Origin of the sequence: Nonomuraea sp. NPDC051191 (genome assembly GCF_044455665.1) — a bacterium.
GTDB lineage: Bacteria > Actinomycetota > Actinomycetes > Streptosporangiales > Streptosporangiaceae > Nonomuraea.
The window spans coordinates 22049-46167 of the sequence record NZ_JBITEZ010000007.1; the positions used below are offsets into that span (position 1 = coordinate 22049).

General features: G+C 74.4%; 19 protein-coding genes. 8 read left to right on the forward strand and 11 right to left on the reverse strand.

Going from position 1 to position 24119, the window contains the following annotated elements; all coding sequences use genetic code 11:
• Nucleotides 1-143: 143 nt before the first annotated feature.
• Complete coding sequence (locus tag ACIA8R_RS20980; RefSeq protein WP_357702744.1) at nucleotides 144-278, forward strand: hypothetical protein; 135 nt, start codon at nucleotides 144-146, stop codon at nucleotides 276-278.
• 232 nt (nucleotides 279-510) lie between these two features.
• Here the strand turns inward: ACIA8R_RS20980 and ACIA8R_RS20985 are convergent, their stop codons facing one another.
• Nucleotides 511-1074 carry a hypothetical protein gene (locus tag ACIA8R_RS20985; RefSeq protein WP_357702740.1) on the reverse strand — a complete coding sequence of 188 codons (564 nt, stop codon included), beginning with the start codon at nucleotides 1072-1074 and terminating at the stop codon, nucleotides 511-513.
• 75 nt (nucleotides 1075-1149) lie between these two features.
• On the opposite strand from ACIA8R_RS20985, the gene ACIA8R_RS20990 reads away from it, so the two are divergent.
• Nucleotides 1150-4503 carry a WD40 repeat domain-containing serine/threonine-protein kinase gene (locus ACIA8R_RS20990; RefSeq protein WP_397039856.1) on the forward strand — a complete coding sequence of 1118 codons (3354 nt, stop codon included), beginning with the start codon at nucleotides 1150-1152 and terminating at the stop codon, nucleotides 4501-4503.
• A 17-nt stretch (nucleotides 4504-4520) separates the two neighbouring features.
• Here the strand turns inward: ACIA8R_RS20990 and ACIA8R_RS20995 are convergent, their stop codons facing one another.
• The 4 genes from ACIA8R_RS20995 to ACIA8R_RS21010 form a co-directional block, all read right to left on the reverse strand.
• A complete protein-coding gene (locus ACIA8R_RS20995; RefSeq protein ID WP_397039858.1) occupies nucleotides 4521-5909 on the reverse strand; it encodes an FAD-dependent monooxygenase in 1389 nt (462 codons plus the stop codon).
• Nucleotides 5910-5964: 55 nt separating this feature from the next.
• Nucleotides 5965-8991 (reverse strand): hypothetical protein, encoded by a 3027-nt coding sequence (locus ACIA8R_RS21000; protein WP_397039860.1) that lies wholly within the window; start codon nucleotides 8989-8991, stop codon nucleotides 5965-5967.
• Nucleotides 8992-9112: 121 nt separating this feature from the next.
• Nucleotides 9113-9895 (reverse strand): SAM-dependent methyltransferase, encoded by a 783-nt coding sequence (locus tag ACIA8R_RS21005; protein ID WP_397039862.1) that lies wholly within the window; start codon nucleotides 9893-9895, stop codon nucleotides 9113-9115.
• Nucleotides 9896-10033: 138 nt separating this feature from the next.
• Nucleotides 10034-10633: a TetR/AcrR family transcriptional regulator gene (locus tag ACIA8R_RS21010; protein ID WP_397039863.1), complete on the reverse strand. Its 600-nt coding sequence runs from the start codon at nucleotides 10631-10633 to the stop codon at nucleotides 10034-10036.
• Between the two features lie 72 nt (nucleotides 10634-10705).
• On the opposite strand from ACIA8R_RS21010, the gene ACIA8R_RS21015 reads away from it, so the two are divergent.
• Nucleotides 10706-11509: a methyltransferase domain-containing protein gene (locus ACIA8R_RS21015; RefSeq protein WP_357694697.1), complete on the forward strand. Its 804-nt coding sequence runs from the start codon at nucleotides 10706-10708 to the stop codon at nucleotides 11507-11509.
• A 27-nt stretch (nucleotides 11510-11536) separates the two neighbouring features.
• Here the strand turns inward: ACIA8R_RS21015 and ACIA8R_RS21020 are convergent, their stop codons facing one another.
• The 5 genes from ACIA8R_RS21020 to ACIA8R_RS21040 all read right to left on the reverse strand — a co-directional run bounded on the left by ACIA8R_RS21020 (nucleotide 11537) and on the right by ACIA8R_RS21040 (nucleotide 16662).
• Nucleotides 11537-12976: a cation:proton antiporter gene (locus ACIA8R_RS21020; RefSeq protein ID WP_364089469.1), complete on the reverse strand. Its 1440-nt coding sequence runs from the start codon at nucleotides 12974-12976 to the stop codon at nucleotides 11537-11539.
• 64 nt (nucleotides 12977-13040) lie between these two features.
• Nucleotides 13041-14249 (reverse strand): CynX/NimT family MFS transporter, encoded by a 1209-nt coding sequence (locus ACIA8R_RS21025; RefSeq protein WP_397039866.1) that lies wholly within the window; start codon nucleotides 14247-14249, stop codon nucleotides 13041-13043.
• A 71-nt stretch (nucleotides 14250-14320) separates the two neighbouring features.
• A complete protein-coding gene (gene hisG / locus ACIA8R_RS21030) occupies nucleotides 14321-15208 on the reverse strand; it encodes an ATP phosphoribosyltransferase (RefSeq protein ID WP_357694703.1) in 888 nt (295 codons plus the stop codon).
• A gap of 43 nt (nucleotides 15209-15251) precedes the next feature.
• Nucleotides 15252-15956 (reverse strand): SDR family NAD(P)-dependent oxidoreductase, encoded by a 705-nt coding sequence (locus ACIA8R_RS21035; RefSeq protein ID WP_357694705.1) that lies wholly within the window; start codon nucleotides 15954-15956, stop codon nucleotides 15252-15254.
• Nucleotides 15943-16662 carry a phosphoribosylaminoimidazolesuccinocarboxamide synthase gene (locus ACIA8R_RS21040; RefSeq protein WP_357694707.1) on the reverse strand — a complete coding sequence of 240 codons (720 nt, stop codon included), beginning with the start codon at nucleotides 16660-16662 and terminating at the stop codon, nucleotides 15943-15945. The genes ACIA8R_RS21035 and ACIA8R_RS21040 overlap by 14 nt, the downstream gene beginning before the upstream one ends.
• Nucleotides 16663-16887: 225 nt before the next feature.
• Here ACIA8R_RS21040 and ACIA8R_RS21045 point away from each other — a divergent pair, with 225 nt between their 5' ends.
• Genes ACIA8R_RS21045 through ACIA8R_RS21065 form a run of 5 tightly spaced genes read left to right on the forward strand, consistent with a single transcriptional unit; the run spans nucleotide 16888 to nucleotide 23336 of the window.
• Nucleotides 16888-18165 (forward strand): aminotransferase class III-fold pyridoxal phosphate-dependent enzyme, encoded by a 1278-nt coding sequence (locus ACIA8R_RS21045; protein WP_357694709.1) that lies wholly within the window; start codon nucleotides 16888-16890, stop codon nucleotides 18163-18165.
• Nucleotides 18158-19213, forward strand: a complete 1056-nt coding sequence (locus ACIA8R_RS21050; RefSeq protein ID WP_357694711.1) for a Gfo/Idh/MocA family oxidoreductase — start codon at nucleotides 18158-18160, stop codon at nucleotides 19211-19213. Before ACIA8R_RS21045 ends, ACIA8R_RS21050 begins: the two co-directional genes overlap by 8 nt.
• 29 nt (nucleotides 19214-19242) lie before the next feature.
• A complete protein-coding gene (locus ACIA8R_RS21055; protein WP_397039869.1) occupies nucleotides 19243-21054 on the forward strand; it encodes an ABC transporter ATP-binding protein in 1812 nt (603 codons plus the stop codon).
• A gap of 21 nt (nucleotides 21055-21075) precedes the next feature.
• Entirely contained in the window at nucleotides 21076-22854 is a 1779-nt protein-coding gene (locus ACIA8R_RS21060) for an ABC transporter ATP-binding protein (RefSeq protein ID WP_397039871.1), read from the forward strand.
• Nucleotides 22851-23336: an NUDIX domain-containing protein gene (locus ACIA8R_RS21065; protein WP_357694717.1), complete on the forward strand. Its 486-nt coding sequence runs from the start codon at nucleotides 22851-22853 to the stop codon at nucleotides 23334-23336. Before ACIA8R_RS21060 ends, ACIA8R_RS21065 begins: the two co-directional genes overlap by 4 nt.
• Here the strand turns inward: ACIA8R_RS21065 and priA are convergent.
• Nucleotides 23333-24070, reverse strand: a complete 738-nt coding sequence (gene priA, locus ACIA8R_RS21070) for a bifunctional 1-(5-phosphoribosyl)-5-((5-phosphoribosylamino)methylideneamino)imidazole-4-carboxamide isomerase/phosphoribosylanthranilate isomerase PriA (protein ID WP_357694718.1) — start codon at nucleotides 24068-24070, stop codon at nucleotides 23333-23335. The genes ACIA8R_RS21065 and priA overlap by 4 nt on opposite strands.
• Nucleotides 24071-24119: the final 49 nt, after the last annotated feature.

Below are 24119 nucleotides of genomic sequence, written 5' to 3' on the forward strand. Positions count from 1 at the left end.
GGACGCGCCAAGGGCCCCCACGAGCCTGCACAAGAGCCGGTCAACATCCGATGTCGGCGCCCGTTTGCCCGCAGGTCGGAGGGGTAGCCGGAGGGGTGGGCGCGGGGGAGCCCCGCGCCTCGTCTTCCTGAGGGGGGATGACGATGCGACGCAAAGAGTCCGAGGACCAGGAGACGCCCGCGGCCGACCTCGAAGGCCCCGAGAACGACGAGCCCTACGACGAGGAGCGCGAGCGCTTCGAACGCCTCAAGGAACTGAACCCGGACGACTTCGAGTGACCGCCGGGCCGCCCCTGGACCGGCCACTACCGGACCGGCCACCGGCCGGCGGGCCGGGTCTGTGCGGGTCAGGCGGGCGGCGCGGATGCCGTTGCCGGCCGCCCACTCCGTCAGGCTCCGGACCACCTCGTCGCCGGGGTCGAGGACGACCGCGTACGTCTGCTCCTCGTTGGTCGAGAGCCGCTTGCTGCGCATGACGATCTCCTGCCCGCAGGGCGCGCGGGCAACCGGGTCACCGCCAGACGGCCTTGGCCAGGATGTCCCCGAGCCCGGGGGTCTTCCACTGGTCGACGACGAGCACCTTCTCCTTGCGCAGGTACCAGATGCGCTGGGTGTAGGCCACCGAGGTCGGCTTGCTGGTCTTCGTCTGGCAGGTCAGCTTCCACTCGGTGAAGCGGGCCGGATGCCCCTTCCCCACCTGTACGGTCGCGGCGCGCGAGGGCTTCAGGGGCGCGACGCCCTCCACGTAACGTTTGTCGGGAACGCACTCCATGACCCCGCTGCTGGGGTGGTACGGCTGCCCCGCCCGGTAGGGGCCGCCCTCGGAGGCGTAGGCGATGGCCTGCCGGCCGCCGATGGAGAAACCGGGGCATTCCATCGCCTGCTTCGAGCAGGCGCCGGTGACCACGTCGAGCCCTCCGACCGGGTCCTTCTTCACCTTCCATGAGACCGGTACCTGGATGGTGAAGCCCTGGAACGACACGGATTTGGTGGCCTGCGCGGGGGTTCCGGTGAGGACGAGCGCCGCGCTGAGCGTCAAGGTCATGAGCACGGCGGCGATCTTAGGTCCTGTCATCGAGGGAATGTCAAGGCCCGATAAATCGGGAAAAATGGTCGCAACTTTCCGGACGATCACCGCATCCAACCGTCCGTGAACGTGCTGACCGCCGACGATCCCCAGCGCCTGGGCGGCTACTGGCTCGCCGGACGGCTGGGCGCCGGCGGCCAGGGCGTCGTCTACGAGGCCTACGCCGAGGACGGCGTCCGGGTCGCGATCAAGGTGCTGCACGGCGACGAGGCCGGACGGCTGGCCAAGGAGGCCGAGGCGGCCGGGCGGGTCGCCTCGTTCTGCACGGCTCGCGTGCTCGCCGCCGAGCTGGACGGCCCGCGTCCCTACATCGTCAGCGAGTACGTCGCTGGGCCCAGCCTGCGCCAGGCGATCGCCGCCGGACGCCGCTTCGCGGGCGGCGACCTGCACCGACTGGCCACGGCGGTGGCGACGGCGCTCACCGCCATCCACGAGGCCGGCGTGGTGCACCGCGACCTCAAACCGGACAACGTGCTGCTGGGCCCGGACGGCCCGCGGGTCATCGACTTCGGCATCGCGCGGACGGCCGAGATGTCGCTGACCGCGACCGGCCTGGTGACCGGCACGCCGACGTACATGGCGCCCGAGGTGTTCGGCGGGCAGCGGGCCGGCGCCCCCGCGGACGTGTTCGCCTGGGGCTGCGTCGTCCTGTACGCGGCCACGGGCGCCGACCCGTTCGAGGCCGAGAGCCTGGGCGGGGTGATGCACCGGGTGCTGTCGGTCACGCCCGACCTGGCCGCGCTGCCGGACTCGCTGCGCCCGCTGGTGTCGGCGGCCCTGAGCAAGGAGCCCGGCCGGCGTCCCGAAGCCCGTCAGCTCCTGCTCGCGCTGGTCAGCGGGGACGGCGGGCTCGACACCGCGCGGCTGCTCGAACGCGGGCGACAGGCCGCCCGCGTCGCCGAGGCCGCCGCGGACCCGGCGCTCGGCACGCTGGCCGAGGACTCCTACGCGCTGCTCGCCCCGGCGGAACGGGAGCTGGCGCCCGAGGTGTTCCTGCGCCTGTTCACCGTGGACGCGCAGGGCGAGCTGGCCACCCGGAAGGCCGCCCTGGACGAGCTGGTCGCCGGCAGGCCGGCGGCCGAGACGCCGGCGGTCACCAGGATCCTGGAGGTGTTCGCGTACCTGCTGGGCCGCGACGGGCGCGAGGTCTGGCTCGCCCGCCCGGCCCTGCCGCACGCCTGGCCGCGGCTGCGCCGCTGGATCGAGGCCAACAAGGAGGGGCTGGTCGTCCACGGCCCGATCCTGGCCGCCGTCCGGCGCTGGGACGAGGGCGGCCGCAGGGACGGCGGCCTGTTCCACGGCACGATGCTCGACGACGCCCTGAGCTGGGCCGCGACCGCCCGCCGCGACATCAGGCTGTCCCAGGCCGAGCGCGAGTTCCTGGAGTCGTCGGCGCGGCTGGCCAAGCGGCGGGCCCGCCGCGCCCGGCTCCTGACGCTGAGCCTGGCGGGGCTGCTGGTCGTCGCGCTGGTCGCGGGCGGCCTGGCGATCCAGCAGAGCAGGCTCGCCGCCGCCCGCGCCGACGAGTTGCAGGACCGCCTGATGACGTCGGAGTCCACCCGCCTGGCCGCCCGCGCCGAGGCGACCAGGCGCAGCGATCCCGTGCTCGCCGGGCTGCTCGCCGTGGCCGCCTGGCGGCTGCGGCCCACGCCGCAGGCCAGGGCGGCGATGACCGCCGCGCTCGCGCAGCGCGAGCGCGGCATGTTCCGCGACCCCGCCGCCGCCCGCAGCACCCTGCGGGCGCTGGGCGCCGACGGGCACACGCTGCTCAGCGTCGGCCAGGACCAGGCGCGGCTGTGGGACGTGCGCACGGGCCGCCGCACCGCGCTGATCTCCGGCCTGGGGCTCGGCGGCGGCCCGGTGTCCGACATCGGGCTGTCCCCCTCGGGCCGCACGCTGGTCGCCGCCACCGAGAGCCGCGCCCGCGCCTGGGACGCCCGGATCGGCCGGCCGGTCGGAACCTGGCCGGTCAACCGGGTCAAGGACCTGGTCGAAGGCTGGGAGAACGCCGTCCGCCGGCACGAGGGCCGCAAGGTGATCGTCGAGCCGGACAACAGCGAGCAGTGGACCGTCGCCGACGCCGCCGACCCCGCCGCCAGGCGCGGCACGCTGAGCCCCGACGGCCGGTGGCTGGCCACGTCGGGCGATGGCACCCTGACCCTGACCCAGACGAAGGAGGGCTGGACGGAGGAGATCGGCGAGGGCACGGAAGGCGCCTGGAACAAGGGCGATCCCGTCTTCGACCGCGGCGGACGGCTGCTGGCCACCGTCACCGACGCCACCGTGCAGTTCTGGCGCCTGCCCGACAGCCACCTGCTCAGCGTCGTCCCGGTGCGCGGCGACGGCGAGGCGGGCACCCGTCCGGCCGCCGCCTTCGACGGTACGACCTTCCGCTACCTCGTCGGCGACCAGGTGTTCGCCGTGGACGTCGCCGACCTGCTGAACGAGCCGAGCGAAGGGCCGCCGTACGAGCGGGCCGACCTCGGCGAGGACGGGCTGCACCTCGTCGTGGACGGCACGCTGCGCCAGGTCCAGGGCGGCACGTCCGGCCGCCTGCCCGCCGCGCAGGCGCTCGGCTTCAGCCGCGACGGGCACGACGTCGCGCTGGCGTCCGGCCACGACGTCACCGTCCTGGACACCACGACGCGGAAGCCCGTGGGCGGCTTCCCTGCCGGGATCGGGAAGGCACAGCCCGAGCTCGTCCGCTTCAGCCCCGACGGCGGCCGGCTCGCGCTCGTGCTCGACGGCCCCGGAAACGGCGAGGACGCGGTCGAGCTCTGGGACTGGCGGGCCCGCCGCCGCCTGTGGAGCACGCGCGTGAGAGGGGTCGTAGACCTGGCGTTCGCGCCCGACGGCGGGCGGCTGGCGGTGACCGGCCTGGACGTCCGCCTGCTGCGGGCATCGGACGGCCGGGCCGCGGGCTCGCCGTTCGGCGTCTTCGGCAAGGACGTCCTGGGCGCCTGGGTGCGCTTCACCCACGCGGGGGACGGGGTGGTCGTGTTCGACTCGCGCGGGCGGCTGAGCACGTGGGACGCGGGCGGCCGGCGGCTGGTCGAGGACACCGAGGGGTTCTCCTTCGCCGGGACGGCGGCGTACTCGCCGGTCGAGGACCTGGTCGCGGCCGACGCCGGGCAGGGCCGCGTCCGCCTGATCGACCCGAGGACCGGCGTCGACCTCGGGCTGTCCGCGGACCCGGGCGGCGGCCTCGACCGCGACGAGGGCGAGCTGCTGTCGGTCGCCTTCACCCCCGACGGGTCGCACGTCCTGACGGTGGACGCCGGCGGGACCATCGGACGCGTCCCGGCCGTCGCCGAACTGGTGGCGCGGACGGTCTGCGCCCGCGCCGGGCGGGCGCTGACCGAGCGGGAATGGCGGACGTACGTGCCCGCGCTGCCCTACCGGCCCGTCTGCGGATGATCGCGCCGGCCGGGGGCTCACACCAGCGTCAGGTAGCCGGCCAGCTCGGCGGCGGAGTCCGTGGCGATCCCGACGTGGCCGTCCGGGCGCACGAGCGTGTGCCGCACCCCGCCGTACGGCTCGGCCGGGGCGTACGCCCGCACCTCGGGCCCGCCCGGCACGCGGGGCGCCGGGTCCGGTGACAGCAGCGTGAAGTGCGGGCCGCGCAGCAGGTCGAACATGCGCGCCCGGGAGCCGTCGGCCAGCCGCAGCGGCCCGTCGGGCACCCGTTCGCCGCCCGCGCGGGCCAGCGAGCCGCCCCGGTAGCCGACCTGGAGCTGGTAGGTCTCCTCGTCCCGCTTGTACGACTTCCTGTCGTGCAGGTCCGTGCTGAGGCCGAGCACGCGGGCGGCGACCGGGCGGCGCTCCTCCTCGTAGGTGTCCAGCAGCGACGCCGGCCCGCCGGTCAGCGTGCGGGCGAGCTTCCAGCCCAGGTTGTGGGCGTCCTGGACGCCGGTGTTGAGCCCCTGGCCGCCCGCCGGGGAGTGCACGTGGGCGGCGTCCCCGGCCAGGAGGACGCGTCCGGCGCGGTAGGCGTCGGCCAGCCGGATGTTGACCCGGTAGAGGGAGGACCACAGCAGCTCGGTGATGCGGACACCATGGGCACTGCGCAGCATCGAGCGTTCGGCGAAGAGCCGCTGGAAGCCGGCCGGCGTCAGGTCCGGCGTCGCGCCCGGCCTCAGCGGCGCCATGAACTGGAAGCAGTCGGTGCCGGCCATGGGGTAGAGCGCCACCATCCCCCTGCCCGGCCGCACCCAGGCGTGGATGTGCTCCCGGTCCAGTCCCTCGACGCGCACGTCCCCGAGGGCCATGCGCTCCTCCTCGCGGGTCTCGCCGGTGAAGCCGACGCCGAGCGCCTTGCGTACCGTGCTGCGGCCGCCGTCGGCGGCGACCAGGTATCCGGCCCGCAGCGTCGCGCCGGTGCCGAGCCGGGCCGTCACGCCCTCCGCGTCCTGCGCGAAGCCGGTCAGCTCGACGCCGTGCTCGACCTCGCCGCCCAGCTCGGCCAGCCGCTCCCGCAGCACCGCCTCGGTGCGCCACTGCGGGTGCATCCGCACCATCGGGTACGGCACCTCGTCGCTCGCCGCCGCCGGCCTGTGCATGCGGCCCTGGTAGACCGGCAGCCGCCCGATCCTGACCCGGATGGGCGGGTAGGGCGTCGTCCCGGCCAGGACCCGGTCGATGATCCCGAGATCGTCGAAGATCTCCTGCGTGCGCGGTTGCAGGCCCTTGCCCTTGGAGCCCGCCGAGGGCGCCGCCGCCCGCTCGACGACGCGGTGCGCGATCCCGCGCCTGGCCAGCTCCACGGCGAGGGTGAGGCCGGTGGGCCCGGCGCCGACGATGAGCACGTTCGTCCTGTCTGTCATGGGGCGACCGTGCCAGCGGCCGCTGCCGGATCTCTGTCACCGCCCTGCCACGGGGTCACCGGCAGGGCGGACGGTAGGGCAGGTCGTCGAAGTACCGCCGCCACTCGGCCCGCGTGAGCGGCATCCCGGCGGCCTCGCAGACCACCGCCGCCACCGCCTCCGGCCGCAGGTCCCACAGCCGCAGGTCGTGGCCGGCGGCCGAGACGAGGGTGTGGTCGTCGGCGTACAGGACGGTCCCGAGGTCGGGATGGGACAGCACGGCGATCGGCCGGCGGGACCGCAGGTCCCACACGCGGGTGGTGCGGGAGGCGTCCGTGGTGGCCAGGGCGGCGCCGTCGGGGCTGAACCCGGCGATCCGGACGGTGTCGTCGTGCCCGCGCAGGACCGCCGGACGGGGAACGCGGCGGAGGTCGGCGATCCTCCAGACCCGGGCGGTCCGGTCGTGGCCGGTGCTGACCAGCACGTCGCCCTTGGGGCCGAAGCGCACGGCGGCCACCGCGTCGGCGTGCTCCTCGTGGTGGGCGACCTGGTCGAGGGCGCGGCGGCGCACGTCCCACAGCCGTACGCCGCGGTCGGCGCCACCGCTGGCCAGCCGGCCGCCGTCGGGGCTGAAGTCGAGCGCGCCGACGTCGCCGAAGCCGTCGCGGGCGGCCAGGCGGCGCGGGGGGCCGGTGACGTCCCAGAGCAGCAGCCGCCCGCCGTGGTCGCCCGTCGCCAGGGTGCGGCCGTCGGGGCTGAGCGCGGCGACCGCCAGGCCGCGCACCGGCAGCCGGACGTGCCGGGCCGGGCGGTAGGGGTCGCGGATGTCCCACACGGTCACGGCCACGCCGCGCTCGACGGTGGCCAGGCGGCGGGCGTCGCCGCTCAGGGCCAGACCGGCGGTCCGTGGAACGTTCCAGCGTGACAGCAGCACGCGGTGCCGGGGGTCGCGGACGTCCCACAGCGCGCCGCCGCGCGCGCCGGTCGTGGCCATCAGCGTCCGGTCCCGGCTCAGGGCCAGCTCGGTCACCGGGGCGGGCACGCGTACCGGATGGCGCCACTGGTAGAAGGCGCCGGCCGCGGACCCGGTGGCCAGCGCCTGACCGTCGGCGGTGAAGGCGAGGCCGAGCACGCGGTCGGGATGCGGGAACGAGGTGACCTCCGCGCGGGTGGCCAGGCTCCACAGCCGGACCGTGCGGTCGTCGCCCGCGGCGGCCAGGACGGTGCCGTCCGGGCTGAAGGCCAGGGCGCCGGCGGGGTCGCCGTACCGGGTGGGACGGTGGCAGCGCCGAGCGTCCAGGCGGCAGAGCCAGGTGCCGCGGTCGGGGGCGGACCAGGCCAGCGCGCTGCCGTCGGGGCTGATCGCGAGCGCGGCGGGGGCGTCCTGGAGGCCGGTCGCGATCGTGTCGGTGGGGGAGGCGGGGGCCGCCGGGTCCCACAGGCGCACGCTGCCGTCGTCGTGGCCGGTGACCACCGCGTCGTCGCCGACGGCGAAGCGGGTGACCTGGGCGGACGTGCGTACCGGGGGCAGGGGGACCGGCCGGCCGGCCAGCCGCCACCGCCGGACGCCGTGCGCCGCGGCGGCGAGCACCGTGCGGCCGTCCGGGGTGAACGCGGCCGTGGACGCGCCGGGCAGGGCGGCGACGTGCCGGGGGCGGGCCGGGTCCACGACGTTCCACACCTCGACGCCGTCCCGGGTGGCCGCCAGCAGGACGCGGTCCCCGCCGGACGGGCGGAAGGCGAGAGCGCCGACCGGCCCGGCGGTGCGCGGCAGGGTGGCGAGCGGGGTGCGGCGGCGCGAGTCGGCGGCGTCCCACAGCTCGACCACGCCGTTGTCGGCGCCGGTCGCGAGCAGGGCGTGGTCCTGGCTGTAGGCGATCGCGCGCAGGCGGTCGCCGGTGGAGCGCAGCCGGGTGGCGTACGGCTCGGCGGTGTCGAGCAGCGTGCCTCGGGTGCCCGGGGTGTCGGCCAGGCCCTGGGCGGCCACCGCCACCTGCATCGCCAGCGCCGGGTCCGTCGTCCGCAGCGCCCGCGCCTGGGCGGCGGCCCGTTCGGCGAGCGCGGTGACGCGGGCGTCGCTCGCCCGGCCGCTCTTCTGCCACGCCAGCCCGGCCCCCACCCCGGCGACCACGACCAGCACCACCAACGCCACCACCAGCCCCCGCACCCTCCGCCGGACCGGACACCCCCCGCCGCGGGCGGGCGAACCAGGCACCCGACCCGACGGTTCCCCGCCCCCACCCCCCTCCAGGGCCGGGGACGCCTCCACGAGAAAGCCTTCGGTGGGCCGCGCCGTTGCGGAGAGGGCGTCGTCGGCAGTCGGCGGTGGTGGTGCGGTGGTGGTGGGGTGGTAGGCGTGGCGGGTGAGGGTGTCGCCGTCGCGGTGGTGCCAGGTGGCGCGCATCGCGTGGGAGAGGCGGGGCAGCGCGTCGGCCGCCGCCGGGGCGTCGTCGCGGGCCCCCAGGTCGTGCAGGATCGTCTCGGTCAGCCCCGGCTCCAGGGACAGGCCCGCGACCCGGGCCGGTCCGGTGATCGCGCGGCGCAGCTCGGCGCCGGTCATCGGGCCGAGCGGCAGCGACCGTGCCCGCAGCGCCTCCACCAGCGGTGGAAACCCCAGGCACCGCTCGTAGCAGCCGGCCCGCATCCCGATCACCACCGGCAGCCCGCCCGCCGCGAGCCGGCACAGCTCCTCGACGTACGCCGCCCGCTCGCTTTCGGCCCGAGCCGTGAACAGCTCCTCGAACCGGTCGACCACCAACAGCGCGCACGACTCCACCGGCCGCCCGCCGCCCCCGACCGGCGAGCCCGGCGAACGCCACAACACCCCGGTGCCGCCCCCCGGCAGCGCCCCTTCCAGGACGGCCGGCACCAGCCCGGCCGCCAGCACCGACGTCTTCCCGACCCCGGCCGCCCCGGTCAGCACCACGGGATGGCCGGGACGGCCGGGGGCCGAGAGCAGCCCCACCAGCTCCGACACCACCCGCTCACGCCCGAAGAGCCACCTGGCGTCCCCGGCCGTGAACGGCCCGGAGGGCCAGGGGCACGGATCCCGCGCGCACCGGTCCCGCTCGCTCCCCAGCCCCGCGCCGAACCCGTCGTCCATCCCGCACCGCATCCCGTCACCCAGCGAAGTCGATCGGGGACTCAGGGTACGCGCGCCCGCCAGGCGGCGTACGCCGGTCCGGAAGGCGGCATCCACCGGACCGGTACGAATCCGGGGAAGATCAGCCCTTGCGGCCGACGCCCGCGTAGTAGACGGCCTCGCGGTCGGCGTACAACGTCTCGGGGACGGGACGCCAGCGCGGCAGCGCCACCACGCCCGGCTCCAGCAGCTCCAGCCCGTCGAAGAAGCTCGTGACCTCGTCCAGGGTGCGCAGCGTCATGGGCGCGCCGCCGCTCTCGTTCCAGTGGCGGACGCCCTCTTCGAGCTGCCTGCCGACGAGCCCGTGGGAGACGGCCAGATGGCTGCCCGGCGCCATCGCGGCCAGCAGTTCGGCGATGATCGAGCGGGCCTGTCCGGTGTCGGGGATGAAGTCCACGACGCCGAGCAGGGTCAGCCCGATCGGCCGGTCGAAGTCGAGATGCTCGGCGGCGGCGGCCAGGATCTTGTTGGGCTCGCGCAGGTCGGCGTCGATGAAGGCGGTCGTGCCCGCGGGAGCGGCCCGCAGCAGCGCCCGCGCGTGGGCCAGGACCATGGGGTCGTTGTCGACGTACACGACGTGGCTGTCGGGGGCGACCGCCTGGGCGACCTGGTGGGTGTTGTCGGCCGTGGGGATGCCGGTGCCGATGTCCAGGAACTGCCGGATGCCCGCCTCTCCGGCCATGTACCGCACCGTGCGGCCGAGGAACTCCCGGTTCGTACGGGCCAGCACCGGCAGGTCGGGCACGGCGGCCAGGATCTGCGCGCTCACCATCCGGTCGATCTCGTAGTTGTCCTTGCCGCCCAGCCACAGGTCGTAGATGCGGGCGGGGCTCGGAACATCAGTGTTCAGCGAACGTTCGCTCATCGCGACGCCTTCCGGACGAAAGGGGCTATGTGGGAGATCGTAGCCCCAAGATCCTTCAGCGGGCCACGCCCGCCCGGGTCCAGGCTTCCGGGGACGAGTGGCTCACCTCCCCACACAGGACGCCCTGCCCGTGACGGGTCAGAGCGGGCGGCGTTGTACCGCGTCGGCGATGGCCGTGGTCACGATCCACTCGACGGCGGTGGCGCCGGGCGGGTCGCCCTCGCTGCCGGCGAACAGCAGGTGGCCGCTGCCGATCAGGGTGAGCGCGAGGGCGTCGACGTCGGCGTCGACCGCGATGCGGCCCATCTCGCGCTCGGCGGTCAGGTAGGCGGCGATCATGGTCGTGGCCTCGGCCAGGAGCGGGATGCCCGACGACCCAGCCTGGCGCAGGCGGGCGCGCAGGCCGTCGCGGGAGATGACGAGGCCGACGACGGCCACGGCGACCGACCCGAACAGTTCCAGCAGCGCGAGGGTGAGGTTCCCGGCGACGGTGCCGGTGCCGGCGCTCTCGCGCAGGGCGGCGGACTGGGCCTCGACGCGGCGGATGCGGTCGGTCACCAGGTCGGCGAGGAAGGCGTCGAAGTCGGCGAAGTGGCGGTGGAGCACGCCCTTGGCGCAGCCCGCCTCGGTGGTGACCGCCCGGCTGGTCAGAGCGTTGGGGCCGTCTCGGAGCAGGACGCGCTCGGCGGCGTCGAAGAGCTGCTCGCGGACGTCGCGGAGGGCTACGCCTGTGGGCACCGGGCCGGTCTCCTTCGTTCACGAATCCCGTTCAGCGTAGACGAGTGGGCACATGCCCACTAGAGTGGGCGCATGCCCACTAACAGCTCCGAGAACGAGCCGCACCGCCACCGGGGGATGGCCGAGTCCTTCGGCGCGGACGCCGACCGCTACGACCGCACCCGCCCCCGCTACCCCGAGGAGATGATCGCCGGGATCGCCGCCGCCGCCCCCGGCCCGGACGTCCTCGACGTCGGCATCGGCACCGGCATCGCGGCCCGCCAGTTCCAGGCGGCCGGCTGCAGGGTGTCCGGCGTGGACGTCGACGCCCGCATGGCCGAGCTGGCCCGGCGCGACGGCATCGAGGTGGAGGTGTCCGCCTTCGAGTCCTGGGACCCGGCCGGGCGCACGTTCGACGCGGTCGTCGCCGGCCAGACCTGGCACTGGATCGACCCGGTCGCGGGCGCGGACAAGGCGGCCCGGGTGCTGCGGCCCGGCGGCGTGCTGGCGCTGTTCTGGAACGTCTTCCAGCCCCCGGACGTCCTGCGCGACGCCTTCGCCGAGGTCTACCGCCGCATCCTGCCCGACCTGCCGGCGCTCGGCCAGGCCGGTCCGGCGGTGGACCTGTACTCGTCGCTGCTCGACAAGATCACCGACGGCGTGCGCGCGGCGGACGCGTTCGGCGAGCCCGAGCGCCGGCAGTACGCATGGGAGCGCGTCTACACCCGGGACGAGTGGCTGGAGCAGGTGCCCACGCACGGCCCGGCCACCGGGTTGCCGCCGGAGCGGCGCCGCGAACTGCTGGAGGGCGTCGGGGCCGCGATCGACGCGGTCGGCGGCGCCTTCACCGTCCACTACGACGTCCTGGTGCTCACCGCAGTTCGGAGGGCCGGGTAGCCGCCGCTGCCCGACACGGTGGCCGGTTCAGGCCGGTTGCGGCGTCCGCGGCTCGGCCCTGGCCGGGGCGTAGAGGCCGAGCCGGCGCAGGGCCGGCGCCGTCATCATGGTGGTGACCAGGGCCATCAGCACGAGCACCGTGAACGTGCCGGGCGCGATCAGCCCCATGCCGAGCCCGGTGCTCAGCACGACGATCTCGGTGACGCCGCGGGCGTTCATCAGCACGCCGAGCCCGAGCGCGAGCCGTCCCGGCATGCCGCCCGCCCAGGCGATCACCCCGGCCGCCCCCAGCTTGCCGAGGACGGCGGCCACCAGCAGCACCGCCCCGCCCAGCAGCACCGCCGGGTGGCCGAAGGCCAGGTGCACGTCGGTGCGCAGCCCGATCGAGGCGAAGAACACCGGCAGCAGCATCGCGCGGTTGAGCGAGCCGAGGCGTTCGGGCACCGCGCCGAGCACGGGCGCCTCCCGGGGGAAGGCGACCCCCGCCAGCAGCGCCCCGAAGATCGCGTGCACGCCGATGGCGTCGGTCGCCGCGGCCAGGGCGAAGATCAGGCCCAGGACGAGCGCGAGCGCGGCGGGGGCGGGCAGCCGCCGGTCGGCGTGCCGGGCCGCCAGGGCGGCGAGCGCGGGACGTACGACGAGGGTCACGGCGAGCACCAGGGCGGCGGCCAGCGCCAGCGAGGTCAGCACGCCCGCCGGGGAGCCGGCGTGGGCCAGGGCGATCACCGCGGCCAGCGCGCACCAGGCGAGCACGTCGGCCAGCCCCGCGCAGAGGATCGCCAGCGAGCCCAGCCGGGTGACGGTCAGCCCGGCCTCCTGGAGGATCCTGGCCAGCACGGGGAACGCGGTGACGCTGAGCGCGGTCCCGACGAACAGCACGAACGCCGTGCCCGACGCCGACGGCCCGGCCAGCGCGTCGGCGAACGGGAGCGCCGCGACGGTCCCCAAGGCGAAGGGCACGGCCATCATGGCCAGCGCGGCGACGCCCACGACCGTGCGCTGCCGGCCGAGGGCGGCCGGGTCGAACTCCCGTCCCACCGTGAACATGAAGATCGCCAGCCCGGTCTGGGCCAGCAGTTCGAGCTGCGGCGCCACCCAGCCGGGCAGGATCAGCGCGGACACCCCCGGCGCCAGCGAGCCCAGCGCCGACGGCCCGAGCAGCAGCCCCGCCACCATCTGCCCCACCACGGACGGCTGGCCCGCCCGGCGCGCCAGGACGCCGCCCAGCGAGGCCAGCCCGCCGATGACCGCCACCGCGAGGAACAGGCGCAGGATCGACTGGGCGGGCGGCACTCCGGCGTGCGCGGCCGGCGCCGCCGGATGCCCCGGTTCCTGCGCGCCCGGCCCGAACACGAGCAGGAGCGACACGCCGGCCACGGCGATCAGCAGCAGCGCGACCGCCAGGCCCCGGGCCGGGAGGGGCAGCAGGGCCTGTTCGGTGTCGTCGAGCGGGTCGTCTCCGCGCATGGTCGCACCTTCCTGCGTACTCCGCGATGGGCTGCCCGGCCCTTCGCCGGCTCCGGCGGCCGGCTCAGTCCGCGGCCGGGAGCGGCCCTGCCGCCCGCCGGCCGATCAGCAGCAGGGCGCCGACGGCGGCGACGATGCCGACGGCGATGACGGGGATCAGTGCCGGGTAGCCGAAATCGCTCGCCACCAGGCCGAACAGCGGGGGGCCGAGCAGGGAGCCGAGGCTGCCGGCCTGGGCGATGACGCCGTTGCCGACGTCGGCGTGGTCGAGGCGTTCCAGGATCAGGGGGAGCGCGGCGAAGACGAGGGCGCCCAGGAAGCCGTTCTCCATGGAGATGACGCCGGCGCCGGTGAGCGCGCCCGCGGCGGAGCCGCCGGAGTACAGGATCCAGGCGGCCGGCACGACGAGGAACCCCGACAGGGCCAGCACACCGACCCGTACGCCCCTGCGCAGCAGGACGCCCACCGCCAGCCCGCCGGCCACGCCGAGCAGCGAGATCACCGAGGTCAGCGCGCCCGCGGCGGCGGCCGAGCGGCCGTACTGCTCGATGAGCAGGGTGGGCAGGAGCACGATCACCGGGATGGTCACCAGCGCGGTCAGGCAGAAGGCCGCGGCGAGCACGCCCGGCCAGGCCAGCGCCCGCGCCCGGGGGACCGGCCCGGCGGCCTGCGCCGCGCCGCCGCGCGGCAGCCGCGCCCACGTCACCACCGCGGTCAGCAGCGTCAGCCCGGCGATCAGCCCGGTCCAGCCGCGCCACCCCAGCGCGTCGCCGGCCGCGCCGCCGGCCAGCGTGCTGGCCCCCAGCCCGACCGGGACGAACGTCGCCCACACCGACAGGGCGGTGCCCCGGTCGCGCTCCTGGGCCAGGCGCAGGATCAGCGCCGGGCAGGAGATGGTGACCAGGACGTAGCCGACGCCCTCGACGCCGCGGGCGATGAGCAGCCAGGCGAAGTCGTCGGCGGCCATGCTCGCCGCGCCCGCCGCCGCGATCAGGGCCAGCCCGGTGACCAGCGACCGCCCGGTGCCGAAGCGGCGGACGAGGTAGCCCGCCGGCAGGCCGACCGCGGCCCCGACGCCGACCACCGCCGAGATCACCCAGCCCAGCTCCGACAGCGACAGCCCGAGCTGGGCGGCCACCGCCGGTCCGACCGAGGAGAACTTGCCGAGGCTCATCGCGGCGACGACCCCGCCGACGTAGACGACGAGGATCGTCAGCCAGGGGGAGCGTGGCGGGGACGCCTCCGTGATCTTCGCCGCCGACCGGGGGTCCATGAGTCTCCTTCGCACTGCGTTCCGCGGGCCAGGGTTCCCACGTCCGATCTTCGCCATGCCGGCGGCCTCGATCAACCCGCTTCTCCCGTGGCGAGGATGCCGATGGCCGACTCGGTGACGTCGACGGCCCCGGCCGACAGCAGCGCGTCGATCGTCTCGGGCACGTCCCGCCTGGGCAGGACGCCCTGGACGACGACCATGGCGCCGTCGGCCAGGTCGGGGCCCGAGCGCCAGGACCGGCCCGGCATCGCGGGCACCACCTCGGCCAGCCGGTCGGCGGGGGCGCGGACCGTCAGCAGCACGTGGGCCGGGCCCACCCAGGCGGCGCGCAGCAGCAGGGCGACGTTCCTGATCACGTCGCGCCTGGCCGGGTCGGCGTAGGCGGCCGGGTTGGCGACGAGCTGCGCGCCGCAGGTCCGGACGGTCTCGATGACGCGCAGGTCGTTCTGGCGGAGCGAGTGGCCGGTCTCCACGACGTCCATCAAGGCGTCGGCCAGCTCGGGGATCTTGGCCTCGGTCGCGCCGTAGGACACGACCACCTCGGCCCGCCGTCCCGCCTCACGGAAGAAGCGGCGGCCGATGTTCGGGTACTCGGTGGCCACCCTGACCCCGTCGTCCAGGTCGGCCGCGCTGCGGGCGGGGTGGCCGGACGGCACCGCGAGCACCAGCCGCCACGGCCGCTCGGTGTTCCTGGAGTAGTCGAACGACTCCACCACCTCGACCTCGGCCCCGCTCTCCTCCACCCAGTCGGCGCCGGTCAGCCCGAGGTCGAAGGTGCCGTCCCCGACGACCAGGGGGATCTCGCGCGGCTTGTAGAAGGCCACGTGCGACACGCCGGAGTGGTCCACCGTGCCGCGGTAGGAGCGTTCGGAGCGCCGCCGTACGGGGAGCCCCGCGGTCGCGAAGAGCTCCAGGGCCCGCCGCTCCAGCGACCCCTTCGGCAGGGCGAGCGAGATCATGGTTCCTCCTTGCGAGCACGGCGGCGACGAGGGGGGCGCGGGGTCACACGTGCAGCAGCCGGTCGATGCCGACGACGGGCGGCTCGGGCAGGCTGGACGGCCGCACCTCGATCTCGCCCACCACGAGGTCGTCCGGCCAGGAGCCGACGATGGTGCCCACGCAGCGGGCCACCGACCGGGTGCTCATCTTGTGCGGCGACCCGTCGCCGTCGAGGTTGGCGATGGCGCCCGGCGAGACCAGGCAGGCCCGCACCCCGTTGCGCCGCTCCTCCAGCAACAGCGTCTCGACCAGCGCCTTCAGCCCGGCCTTGGTGGCACTGTAGGCGGCCCCGCCCTCGAAGTACCGGGTCCCGGCGTGGCTGCCCATGGCGACGAACATCCCGCGGGCGGCCCGCAACGCCGGCAGGACGGCCTTGAGCAGGTGGAAGCAGGCGCTCAGGTTGATCGCGACCAGCCGCTCCCAGTCCTCCCCGCGCAGGTCGGCGATCGGGTCGAGCACCCGGTCCACCGCGTTGGACACGCAGACGTCGAGCCGGCCCGCCGCGCCGAGCACCTGGGCGGTCGCCTCCGCGATCTGCGCGGGGTCCGACAGGTCGCACTTGTGCTCGCCGAGCCAGTCCTCGCCGGCGAGCGAGCGGTTCAGGGAGAAGACGCGGTAGCCGCGCTCGCGCAACTCCTCGGCGATGGCCAGCCCGCTGCCCCGGTTGCTGCCGGTGACCAGCGCGGCCGGGGTCTCATGTGATGACATCGAGGACGCGGCTCCACTGGTTCACGATCTCCTCGCCGGCCACGCCGTCCCGGAACAGGTCCTTGTCCAGCGGGGAGCCGTCCTGGTGGCGCAGGCGCATGCAGTCCTGGGAGATCTCGGAGATGACGGTCAGGCCGCCGTCGGCGGTCTGACCGAAGATGAGGCAGAAGTCCCACACCTCCAGCGGGCGCAGCCAGGACCGCAGCACGTCGTTGACGGCGAGGGACAGCTCGCGCATCTCCTCCACCGGCAGGTCGAGCGCCCGCAGGTAGTCCTCGCCGATCGGCTGGTCCTCGGGGTCGGTCCGGTAGTCGAACTTCACGACCGGGCGCGGCAGCGGGGCGCCGTCCTCGAACAGGCCGGGGTATTTGCGGGTGGTCGATCCCGTGGCCCGGTTCTTCACGATCACCTCGAACGGCGGCGCCGGGCAGTAGTCGGCCACGTACGAGTCGGCCGAGACCCGTTCCCGGAACGCGCACGGCACCCCGGCGTCGGCCAGCCGGGCCGCCGCCCTTTCGTAGAAATCGAGCCGGAGCGGCCCGGTGCGTTCGACGATTTCATCGCGGTGGTACGTGAAACTGCGCAGGCTGGGGATTATCTGCACCAGGCAGCGCCCCTCCGGCAGCAGCCACAGACGCTTACTGCGCCCGACGATATCCGGCTCTCCGCGGCCGGCCGGACTTCCCGGTTCGGTTCCGTTATCCACGTGGCCTCCATCCGCCGACAATGGCCCACACAACTTGATATTGCGGGCACCTGATTGTCAAGGCGGCGTGACCCTGGAAAAAGGAGCACTTGACGTCCGTCTCGCGGTCTTGATATGTCGTCCGACCGTGCCCGGGGTCCTGGAAGAAAGAGTACTTGACGGGTCCCGGCGACCGGACGGTACTGTCTTCTGAAATTGAGAATTCCGATCTTAATTCAAATCCCAATGGGGGGAGGATCGTTGTCGGAATATGAGCGCATAGCTCACTCGAAGATCACGCGAAAGTTCAGGTCGGCGGGGCAGCAGCTCTTGTTCTCGCGGGGGCGGCGGGGCGAGGTGTCCGACGCGAACGGCGTACCGTACATCGATTTCGTCATGGGTTATGGGCCAGTGATAATCGGCCACGCGGACGCCCAGTTCAACGAAATTCTCTGCGGTTATCTCGGCAACGGCGTCATGCTGCCGGGCTACACCACGTTCCACCAGGAATACCTGAACAGGCTGCTCGGCGAGCGGCCCGGCGACCGCGGCGCGTTCTTCAAGACCGCCTCCGAGGCCGTCACCGCCGCCTTCCGGCTGGCCGCGATGCGCACCGGCAGGCTCGGCGTCATCCGCAGCGGCTATGTCGGTTGGCACGACGCCCAGATCGCCGACTCGCTCAAGTGGCACGAGCCGCTGCACTCGCCGCTGCGGGACAAGCTCCGCTACACCGACGCCATGCGCGGCGTCGGCGACTCCGAGCCGGTGGCCAACTGGGTGGACCTGCGCCTCGAATCCCTGGCCGAGCTGCTGGAACGGCACCGCGGCCGGCTGGGCTGCTTCGTCTTCGACGCGTACCTGGCCTCCTTCACCACGGCCGACGTGCTGCGCCAGGCCGTCGCCATGTGCCGCGAGGCCGGGCTGCTCACCGTCTTCGACGAGACCAAGACCGGCGGCCGGATCTCGGCACTCGGCTACGACCACGACAACGCCCTCGGCTCCGACCTGATCGTGATCGGCAAGGCGCTGGCCAACGGCGCCCCGCTGAGCATCCTGGCCGGTGACGCGGACCTGCTCGCGCTGGCCGAGAAGGCCCGGCTGAGCGGCACCTTCTCCAAGGAGATGATCGCCGTCTACGCCGCGCTGGCCACCCGCGACGTCCTGGAGAAGCCCGTCGGAGACTCGCCCGACGGCTGGACGGAGATCGGGCGGATCGGCACGCAGGTGGCCGCCGCCTTCACCGCGGGCGCCGCGGACGCCGGGGTCGAGGCCCTGGTCGGCGCCCGTCCGGTGCTCGGCGGCGGCATGTTCGAGCTGGTCTACCACGACGTGGGGCTGCTGGGCGACAAGGAGCGGCGCGAGTCGCTGCTGGCCGAGCTCGCCGGGGTCGGCATCCTGCTGCTCGAAGGGCACCCGTCCTTCGTGTGCCTGGCCCACCGCGACCTCGACTGGGACGACCTGCGCGACCGGGCGCGGCAGGCGTTCGAGGCGTGGAGCGCGCCCGCGGAGGCCGGCCGTGGCTGACCTCCTCCGGCTCGCCCTGGTCGGCTGCGGCCGCCAGATGCAGCAGAACCTCTTCCCGTTCCTGCAACGCATCCGCGGCCACCAGGTCGTGGCCTGCGTCGACCCCGACCTGTCGCTGGCCGCCGACGTGCAGTCGCTGGCCGGCGGCGCGACCTGCGTCTCGTCGGTGGACGAGCTCGACCTGGAGATGGTGGACGCCGCCGTGCTGGCCGTCCCGCCGGAGCCGTCGTACCTGCTGGTCCGGCAGCTCGCCGAGCGCGGGGTCGACTGTTTCGTCGAGAAGCCGGCCGGGCCGTCCACGCCCTCGCTCCAGGACCTGGAGCACGTGGTGCGGCGCACCGGGCGGCACGTCCAGGTGGGCTTCAACTTCCGCTACGCCGAGACGCTGCAACGGCTGCACGAGTTGAGCGAGGAGATCCGGGCCACGCCGTGCTCGGTGACCATCGACTTCTACAGCCGCCACCCGTCCGCGCCGCAGTGGGGGGTGGACACCACCCTGGAGGCGTGGATCCGGCACAACGGGGTGCACGCCCTCGACCTGGCCCGCTGGTTCGTGCCGTCGCCGGTCGTCCAGGTGGACGCGCACGCCATCGCCAGTGACGCCGACCGGTTCCAGGTCAACCTGTTCCTGCGGCACCACGACGGCTCGCTGTCCACGCTGCGCATGGGCAACCACGTCAAGCGGTTCATGGTGGGCGTCACCGTGCAGGGTATGGACGGCAGCCGGTACAGCGCGCCGTCGCTGGAGCGGGTGACGCTCGAACTGTCCGACGGCGTGCCGTACGGCCAGGAGCTGCACAGCACCCGCAACCTGGACCACGGGTGGGCGCGCAGCGGTTTCGGGCCCGAGCTCCAGGCGTTCGTGGACGTCTGCGCGCAGCGGTCGGCCGAGGCCCGCACGGGCGCACGTCCCGCGGTCAAGGGCGTGCCGTCGGTCTCCGACGCGCTGGCCGCCTCCGCCCTGTGCGACCGGGTGATGGCGGAGCTGAACACGGCCGCGACGAACGGCTTCGGCCTGCTGACCGGCTCCGTCCGGGCCTCGGCCTAGGCGGGGGCCGTTGACGAGGAGGGGGAGGCATGACTGAACGGGCGCGACCGGCCGCGGGCGGGCGGCCGGTCGCGTCGCACGATCAGGCCGACCGGCGGACCGGCCCAGGCACGCGCGAGGGGCGGCCGGTCGCGTCACGGGGGGTGGGCCGGTGGGTGGCCGGTCATCTGGGCCGGCACCGGCTCTCGCTGCTGCTGTTCACCCTGGCGGCCGTGGCGGCGAGCCTGTGCTCCACGCTCGTGCCCGTCCAGATCGGCACGGCGTTCGCCGAGGCCACCGGCCCCCGGCACGACCTCGGCGCGGTCGGGGTGGCGGCGCTGACGGCCGCGCTGCTGGCGGCCGGCCGGTTCGTCGCCGACCTGCTGTCGAACGGCTCGATGGAGGTCGTCGCCCAGCGCGTCAAACGGGACGTACGCGACGAGCTGTACCGCAGCCTGCTGACCAAGCGCATGGCCTTCCACGACCAGCAGCGCATCGGCGACATCCTGGCCCGCGCGATCAACGACGCCAGGCTCGTCGACTACATGCTCAGCCCGGGGGCGGCCACCGCCGCCAACGGCGTCCTGGCCCTGCTGGTGCCGATCCTGTTCATCGCCTCGCTGGACCCGCGGCTGCTGCTGGCCCCCGGCGTGCTGGTGCTGGTGTTCGCCTACGCGCTGCGCTACCACCTGCGCCGGCTCTACCCGCTGGTCATGCGCACCCGCGAGACCTTCGCCGACCTCAACGAACGCTTCTCCACCACGCTGTCGGGCATCGCCACCGTCAAGGCCGCCACGCAGGAGGACTTCGAGCGGCGCGCCCTGCGGTCGGCCGCCGCCGCCTACCGGGACGCCTTCGTCCGGCGCGGCCGGGCGCAGGCGGTCTACCTGCCCGCGCTGAGCTTCGCGCTGGCCATGGTGACCGGCTCCCTGCACTCCCTCTACCTCTACTCGCAGGGGGAGCTGGCGCTGTCCCAGGTGGTGACCTACCTCGGCTGGCTGCTGCTGTTCGCGCAGCCCGTCACCATGTCCGAGCAGGCCGTGCCGGTGATCCAGGAGGGCTTCGCCGCCGCCGCGCGCATGCGGGAGATCATCGACGGCGCCCCCGGCGAGCGCGAGGACACACGCGGCACGACGGCGGATGTCGAGGGCTCGATCACCTTCGACCGGGTCTCGCTCCGCCACGAGGGCAGGGACATCCTGCGCGAGGTCTCCTTCCACCTGCCCGCCGGCCGCACCCTGGCCGTCGTCGGCCCCACCGGCAGCGGCAAGAGCATGCTGATCAAACTGGTCAACCGCATGTACGACGCCACCGAGGGCCGCGTGCTGATCGACGGGCGTGACGTGCGCGAGTGGGAGCCGGGCGCGCTGCGCCGCCAGATCGGCCACGTGGACCAGGAGATCTTCCTGTTCTCCAAGAGCGTGCTGGACAACGTCGCCTTCGGCGCGCCGCACGCCGCCGGGTACGAGGACGTCCTGCGCGTCGCCAAGCAGGCGTGCGCGGACGAGTTCGTCCAGGGAATGGCCGACGGCTACGACACCGTGCTCAACGAGGGCGGCACGACGTTGTCCGGCGGGCAGCGGCAACGGCTGGCCATCGCCAGGGCCCTGCTGACCGACCCGCGCATCCTCACCCTCGACGACGCGACCAGCGCGGTGGACGCCCGTACCGAATCGGCCATCACCGAGGCCGTCGAACGTGCGACGGCGGGCCGCACGACGGTGCTGGTCTCGCACCGCCCCGGCCAGATCCGCCGCGCCGACGTCATCCTGCTGCTGGACGGCGGCCAGGTCGTCGACCAGGGCTCGCACGACGAACTGATGGCGCGCTGCGCGCTCTACCGGGAGATCTACAGTGGATGACGCCCAGGATCGGCGGCGGCCGTGAGCGACCTGTTCGCCGGCCTGCACGCCGACGCCTACGACCGCGTGTACGGCAACCGCCGCCTGCTGGCCCGCATCCTGCGCCAGCTGCGCGCCCACCGCGCCGGCATGATCGGCTCGGCCCTGCTCGTCGCGGGCTCGGTGCTGCTGACCGCCTCGGTGCCGGTGGTCGTCTCCCGCCTGATCGACCAGGCCGGCGGCGGCAGCGGCCCCGGCCTGCTGCTGTGCCTGTTCGTGGTCGCGGCGGCGGTGCTGGCCTGGGCGATGAACTGGGCCCGCCAGGCGATCACCGCCCGGCTGGTCGGCGGCATGGTGTACCGGTTGCAGTGCGAGGCCGCCGACGCCGCGCTCGCCAAGGACGTCGCCTTCTACGACGAGAACTCGGTCGGCAAGGTGCTCAGCCGGGTCACCGGCGACACCGAGGGCTTCGGCTCGGTGCTCACCCTCACCCTGAACCTGATCAGCCAGCTCTTCCTGGTGGTGCTGCTCGGCGGCGTGGTGTTCTGGATCGACCCCGGCCTCGGCCTGGTCATCGTGGCCGCGCTACCGTTCCTGCTGGGCACGGCCCTGGCCTTCCGCCGGGTGGCCCGTACGGCGGCGGCGGCCACGCGGCGGGTGATGGCCAAGGTCAACGCCAACGTGCACGAGACCATGCTCGGCATCGCGGTCGCCAAGAGCTTCGGCCGCGAGCAGGCCGTCCATGGCGACTTCGACGACGTCAACCGGCTGTCGTACCGCGTCTACGTCCGGCAGGGCCTCATCTACGCGGTCATCCTGCCGGTCCTGACGTTGCTGGCCGGGCTGGCCACGGCGGTCGTGCTGTACCAGGGCGGGCGGTTCGCGGTGTTCGGCAGGCTTTCGGCGGGCGAGTGGTACTTCGCCCTCCAGGCGCTCGGCATGCTCTGGCAGCCGGTCACCCAGGCCGCCTCGTTCTGGAGCCTGTTCCAGCAGGGGCTGGCCGCCGCCGAGCGGGTGTTCGCGCTGATCGACAGCGATCATGCCGTCGTCCAGAGCGGGAACGCGCCGGTGACCGGGCTGACCGGCGCGATCGAGGCCCGCGGCCTGCACTTCCGGTACGGCTCCGGCGCCACCGTGTTCCGCGACTTCGACGTGCGCGTCGCGGCCCGCGAGACGGTGGCGGTCGTCGGGCACACCGGCGGCGGCAAGTCCACGCTGGCCAAGCTGATCGCCCGTGCCTACGACTTCCAGGGCGGCGAGCTGCTGGTCGACGGCCGGGACATCCGCGGCCTCGACCTGCGGGCCTACCGGCGGCGGGTGGGGGTCGTCCCGCAGCACCCGTTCATCTTCGCCGGCACGCTCGCCGAGAACATCGCCTACGGCCGCCCCGGCGCCGGCCGCGACGACGTCGTACGGGCCATCGAGCGGATCGGCCACCGCGTGTGGGACCGCAGCATGCCGATGTCCCTGGACGACCGCCTGGCCGCGGGCGGTCAGGGCGTGTCGGTCGGGCAGCGGCAGCTCATCGCCCTGGCCCGCATGTTCGTCCGCGAACCGGACATCCTGCTGCTGGACGAGCCGACCGCCAGCGTCGACCCGCTGACCGAACGCGGCATCCAGGACGCCCTGTCGCGCCTGTGCGCCGACCGCACGGTCCTGGTGATCGCCCACCGGCTGTCCACCATCCGGCGCGCCGACCGCGTTCTGGTGCTGCACGGCGGGAGGATCGCCGAGCAGGGCCGGTTCGACGAGCTGCTGCGCCGCGACGGCCCGTTCGCCGCGCTCTACGCCACCTACTACGCCCACCAGGAGACCGCATGACCTGCGCACCCCATCCGCCGGAGTTCGAGCCGATCCAGCGGGAGGCGTCCGCGGCGGGCGTGCGCTGCGTGGTGGGCGCGGTGCTGGTCAACCCGGGCGGCGAGGTGTTCCTGCAGCGGCGGGCGGCCCACGTGCGGCTCTTCCCCGGCTGCTGGGACATCGTCGGCGGGCACGTCGAGCAGGACGAGACGTTGTGCGCGGCGCTGGCCAGGGAGATCGAGGAGGAGACCGGCTGGCGGCTGCTGCGGGTGGGCGGCCTGGTGGACGTCTTCGACTGGACCGGCGGCGACGGCGGCCTCCGGCGCGAGATCGACGTGCTGGCCACGGTCGAGGGCGACCTGACCCGGCCCCGGATCGAACAGGACAAGTTCGAGGAGTCCCGCTGGCTGGACGGCGACGCCCTGCGCCGCCTGGCCGCCGATTCCCCCGGCTCCGGCATGGTCGAGCTGGCCCTGCGCGCGCTGGCCATGCGGCCGGGTTAGGGCTCCGGCTTGCGTACCGCGTCCAGGGCCTGGCGCAGGGTGAACCTGCCGGCGTACAGCGCCTTGCCGACCACCGCGCCCTCGACGCCCAGCGAGGTCAGGGAGGAGATGGCGCGCAGGTCGTCCAGGCAGGAGATGCCGCCGGAGGCCACGACGGGGCTGCCGGTGGCGGCGCACACCTTGCGCAGCAGGTCGAGGTTGGGGCCGCCGAGCGTGCCGTCCCTGGCGATGTCGGTGACGACGTACCGGGCGCAGCCGGCGGCGTCCAGGCGGGCCAGGGTCTCGTACAGCTCGCCGGCGTCGCGGGTCCAGCCGTGGCTGCGTACGGTGGTGCCCCAGACGTCGAGCTCGACGGCGACCCGGTCGCCGTGCCGGGCGATGACCTCGGCCACCCACGCCGGACGTTCCAGCGCGCCCGTGCCGAGCACCACCCGGCCGCAGCCGGTCGCCAGCGCGGCGGCCAGGCCCGCGTCGTCGCGCACGCCGCCGCACAGCTCGACCGGGATGTCCAGGGCGCCGACGACCTCGGCGAGGCGGGCCCGGTTGGAGCCGGTGCCGAAGGCGGCGTCGAGGTCCACCAGGTGCACCCAGTCGGCGCCCGCGTCCTGCCAGGCCAGCGCCGCGTCGAGCGGGTCGCCGTACCAGGTCTCGGATCCGGACTCGCCGCGCACCAGGCGGACGGCCCGGCCGCCGCGCACGTCGACGGCGGGCAGGAGGGTCAGGCATGTGGACACTCGTCGTTTCCTCTCCCGTGTACCCCCCTTTTCCATCATCGCCAACAAT

Coding starts and splice junctions, on each gene's coding strand:
- ACIA8R_RS20980 (WP_357702744.1), top strand. CDS start 144: ATGCGACGCAAAGAGTCCGAGGACCAGGAGACGCCCGCGGCCGACCTC.
- ACIA8R_RS20985 (WP_357702740.1), bottom strand. CDS start 1,074: ATGACAGGACCTAAGATCGCCGCCGTGCTCATGACCTTGACGCTCAGC.
- ACIA8R_RS20995 (WP_397039858.1), bottom strand. CDS start 5,909: ATGACAGACAGGACGAACGTGCTCATCGTCGGCGCCGGGCCCACCGGC.
- ACIA8R_RS21000 (WP_397039860.1), bottom strand. CDS start 8,991: ATGGACGACGGGTTCGGCGCGGGGCTGGGGAGCGAGCGGGACCGGTGC.
- ACIA8R_RS21005 (WP_397039862.1), bottom strand. CDS start 9,895: ATGAGCGAACGTTCGCTGAACACTGATGTTCCGAGCCCCGCCCGCATC.
- ACIA8R_RS21015 (WP_357694697.1), top strand. CDS start 10,706: ATGCCCACTAACAGCTCCGAGAACGAGCCGCACCGCCACCGGGGGATG.
- ACIA8R_RS21020 (WP_364089469.1), bottom strand. CDS start 12,976: ATGCGCGGAGACGACCCGCTCGACGACACCGAACAGGCCCTGCTGCCC.
- ACIA8R_RS21025 (WP_397039866.1), bottom strand. CDS start 14,249: ATGGACCCCCGGTCGGCGGCGAAGATCACGGAGGCGTCCCCGCCACGC.
- hisG (WP_357694703.1), bottom strand. CDS start 15,208: ATGATCTCGCTCGCCCTGCCGAAGGGGTCGCTGGAGCGGCGGGCCCTG.
- ACIA8R_RS21035 (WP_357694705.1), bottom strand. CDS start 15,956: ATGTCATCACATGAGACCCCGGCCGCGCTGGTCACCGGCAGCAACCGG.
- ACIA8R_RS21045 (WP_357694709.1), top strand. CDS start 16,888: ATGGGGGGAGGATCGTTGTCGGAATATGAGCGCATAGCTCACTCGAAG.
- ACIA8R_RS21055 (WP_397039869.1), top strand. CDS start 19,243: ATGACTGAACGGGCGCGACCGGCCGCGGGCGGGCGGCCGGTCGCGTCG.
- ACIA8R_RS21065 (WP_357694717.1), top strand. CDS start 22,851: ATGACCTGCGCACCCCATCCGCCGGAGTTCGAGCCGATCCAGCGGGAG.